We start from the raw sequence: 3,114 nt of genomic DNA on the forward strand, positions 1-3,114 counted from the left end.
ATCAAGGCCAAATTAACTTTGCCTGCTTGTCGGGCCGTCTGAAAAATTATGCAACAAACCTACGCCGCCGTACAGCGAGATTTGCTCGAAGCCAACCATCTTTCTCCCGATTTGCTCGCTCAAAGCCTGAGCATTATCGGTGCCAATCATGTTGATTATGCCGACATCTATTGTCAGCGTACTGCCTACGAAAGTTGGCATTTGGAAGAAGGCATCGTTAAATCGGGCAGCTTCCAAATCGATCAGGGCGTGGGCGTGCGTGCCGTATCGGGTGATAAAACCGCTTTTGCCTACGCCGACAGCCTGTGTATCGATTCGATCAACCGTTCTGCCAAAGCCGTGCGCGTGATTGGTGCGGCAGGTGGCGAGGCCAGCGTTAAAGTGCCGACACCTGCCTACGGCAAGCCTATCCATATGGCGATTGACCCTATTGCCAGCCTCGATTCTGCCGCCAAAGTTGCGCTGTTGAACAAAGTCGAAACGCTGGCCAAAGCTGCCGATCCGCGTATCGTGCAAGTGATGGCCGGTTTGACCTGCGAATACGACATGGTGTACATCGCCCGTCTGGACGGTAAACACGCTGCCGATATCCGCCCGATGGTGCGCATGAACGTAACTGTCATTGCCAAGCAGGGCGAGCGTCGCGAGCAGGGCAGCGCGGGCGGCGGCGGACGTTATGATTTGGCGTATTTCGATGAAAACTTGGTGCATCGGTTTGTCGATTCCGCCGTCAAACAAGCCCTGACCAATCTCGAATCCCGTCCTGCACCTGCCGGCGAGATGACCGTCGTTTTGGGCAACGGCTGGCCGGGCGTGTTGCTGCACGAAGCGGTCGGACATGGTTTGGAAGGCGATTTCAACCGCAAAGAAACCAGCGTTTTCTCCGGCAGAATCGGCGAGCGCGTGGCCGCCAAAGGCGTTACCGTTGTGGATCAAGGCGATATTGCCGACAGACGCGGCTCGCTCAATATCGACGACGAAGGCAATGAAACCCGCCGTACTGTATTGATTGAAGACGGTATTTTGGTCGGCTATATGCAGGACGAAACCAACGCCCGCCTGATGGGCACGCAATCGACCGGCAACGGCCGCCGCGAAAGTTACGCTTCTGCGCCTATGCCGCGCATGACCAATACCTTTATGGAAAACGGCGGCTATGAGCCGGAAGAAATTATCGCGTCCATCGACAAGGGCATTTACGCTGTTAACTTCGGCGGCGGACAAGTGGACATTACCAGCGGCAAGTTCGTGTTCAGCGCATCCGAAGCGTGGTGGGTGGAAGGCGGCAAACTGCAATATCCTGTCAAAGGCGCGACCATTATCGGCAACGGTCCCGAAGTGCTGAAACACGTTTCCATGATAGGCAACGACACTGCGCTCGACAGCGGCATCGGTGTCTGCGGCAAAGAAGGGCAGAGCGTTCCTGTCGGCGTCGGACAACCGACCCTGAGGATTGATGCCGGACTGACCGTCGGCGGTAGCGAAATTTAAACGGCAGGCCGTCTGAAAGATTTTCAGACGGCCTTTTACATTAGGATAAAACCATGCAGGAAGAGAATCGGAAATCAAGTTTTCCCATCGTGATGTTGCTGGTGTCGGTTGCCCTGTGGATAGCATCTTTGTCCAATGTTGCATTTTATTTGGGCAATCATGAAAGCATGAAGGGTGTAACCGTTTTGATTTTGGGATCGATATTTGCTTCTTTGGATATCAGGTATTGTGCGGCCTATGCGAATTATGTTTGGTTAGCGGCCATTGTTTTGCTGGCGTTGCGGAAGAAGGTCGTGCCTGTCCATGCGGCACTTTGGGGCTTGGCGTTGGTGGCTTTCAGTGTGAAAGCCGTACACGTCGATGAAGCAGGGAATACATCGGATATTTTGCGCTACGGCGCCGGATTTTATTTGTGGTATGCCGCATTTGCGGTTGCCACCATCGGTACGTTTGCCGGAAAGAATAAGGAAAGAAAAGCCACAACGCTGGCAGATGGGACGAAAAATGACGCTTGATGAATGGTTGCGCCAATCGGCACTGCCCAAAAATGAAGCGCGGATGTTGTTGCAATATGCGCTGGGTTATACGCGCGCGCAGCTGGTGACACGCGGTACGGACGATTTGGCAGACTCCGCCCTGCAAACCTTGGAGACTTTGGCTCAACGCCGTCTGAAAGGCGAGCCGATGGCCTATCTGTTGGGCGAGCGCGAGTTCTACGGACGACGCTTTGCCGTCAATCCCCATGTGTTGATTCCACGCCCTGAAACCGAGCATTTGGTGGAAGCCGTGCTCAAACGCTTGCCGCCGCAAGGCCGCGTGTGGGATTTGGGAACGGGCAGCGGCGCCATTGCCGTGACCGTCGCGCTTGAACGCGTTAATGCCGATGTTCGCGCATCCGATATCAGCGTCGGTGCTTTAGATACTGCCCGTCAAAATGCGGCCGAATTGGGCGCAAAAGTCGAGTTTGCGCAGGGTTCGTGGTTTGATACCGACAGGCCGTCTGAAGGCCGATACGATGTGATTGTTTCCAATCCGCCGTATATCGAGGACGGCGATGCGCATTTGTCGCAAGGCGATTTGAGGTTTGAACCGCAAAACGCGCTGACCGACTTTTCAGACGGCCTCAGCCATATCCGCCACATTACCCAAGAAACCCCAAAATACCTGAAAGCCAACGGCTGGCTGCTGTTTGAACACGGCTATGACCAAGGCGAAGCGGTGCGGAACATTATGCTGGAGAACGGTTTTGCCGAAGTGGCAACCGAACAGGATTTGGCTGGATTGGATAGGGTAACGCTGGGGCGTTTGCCTGCTTAATGGGCATGATTTGTCGAAATATAAAAAAGGGCGTGTCGATCACGCCCTTTTGGTTTTTTGGTTTAGCTGTTCAGACGGCCTGGTTTAACGCCAAGCAGCGACAAACTCCGCCCAGTGTTGTTTTTCTTCGGCTTGTGCAGCCAGATAATGTTTGATGCGTTTGATTTCGACTTCGTATTCGTCGGCATCGAGCGCGCCGCTCATCATGCGAAAGCGCATGTACATCAGGTAGGTATTGGCGGCATCGGTTTCGCAATAGTCGCGGATGTCTTTCAGACGGCCTGCATGATAGGCGTCCCAAACCTT

The 3,114-nt window shown here is 54.1% G+C and carries 3 protein-coding genes and 1 pseudogene; 3 read left to right on the forward strand and 1 reads right to left on the reverse strand.

Annotated elements, in window-relative coordinates; genetic code table 11:
- The first annotated feature begins 48 nt into the window (after nt 1-48).
- Genes tldD through prmC form a run of 3 tightly spaced genes read left to right on the forward strand, consistent with a single transcriptional unit; the run spans nt 49 to nt 2,808 of the window.
- Nucleotides 49-1,491 (forward strand): metalloprotease TldD, encoded by a 1,443-nt coding sequence (gene tldD, locus ACTHSP_RS19090; RefSeq protein ID WP_440346688.1) that lies wholly within the window; start codon nt 49-51, stop codon nt 1,489-1,491.
- Between the two features lie 53 nt (nt 1,492-1,544).
- The gene (locus ACTHSP_RS19095; RefSeq protein WP_107867875.1) at nt 1,545-2,006 is read left to right on the forward strand and encodes a hypothetical protein; all 462 of its coding nucleotides are present in this window, start codon (nt 1,545-1,547) and stop codon (nt 2,004-2,006) included.
- On the forward strand, nt 1,996-2,808 hold the full coding sequence (prmC, locus tag ACTHSP_RS19100) for a peptide chain release factor N(5)-glutamine methyltransferase (protein WP_440346689.1): 813 nt from the start codon (nt 1,996-1,998) through the stop codon (nt 2,806-2,808). Before ACTHSP_RS19095 ends, prmC begins: the two co-directional genes overlap by 11 nt.
- An 84-nt stretch (nt 2,809-2,892) precedes the next feature.
- Here prmC and ACTHSP_RS19105 read toward each other — a convergent pair.
- Nucleotides 2,893-3,114, reverse strand: a pseudogene (locus ACTHSP_RS19105) (3'-5' exonuclease); the annotation flags it as partial.

The sequence above is a fragment of the Neisseria sp. P0001.S005 genome (assembly GCF_051963715.1).

What these genes read in the sequence shown, in the direction of transcription:
- tldD (WP_440346688.1), top strand. Translation starts at nt 49, where the DNA reads ATGCAACAAACCTACGCCGCCGTACAGCGAGATTTGCTCGAAGCCAAC.
- ACTHSP_RS19095 (WP_107867875.1), top strand. Translation starts at nt 1,545, where the DNA reads ATGCAGGAAGAGAATCGGAAATCAAGTTTTCCCATCGTGATGTTGCTG.
- prmC (WP_440346689.1), top strand. Translation starts at nt 1,996, where the DNA reads ATGACGCTTGATGAATGGTTGCGCCAATCGGCACTGCCCAAAAATGAA.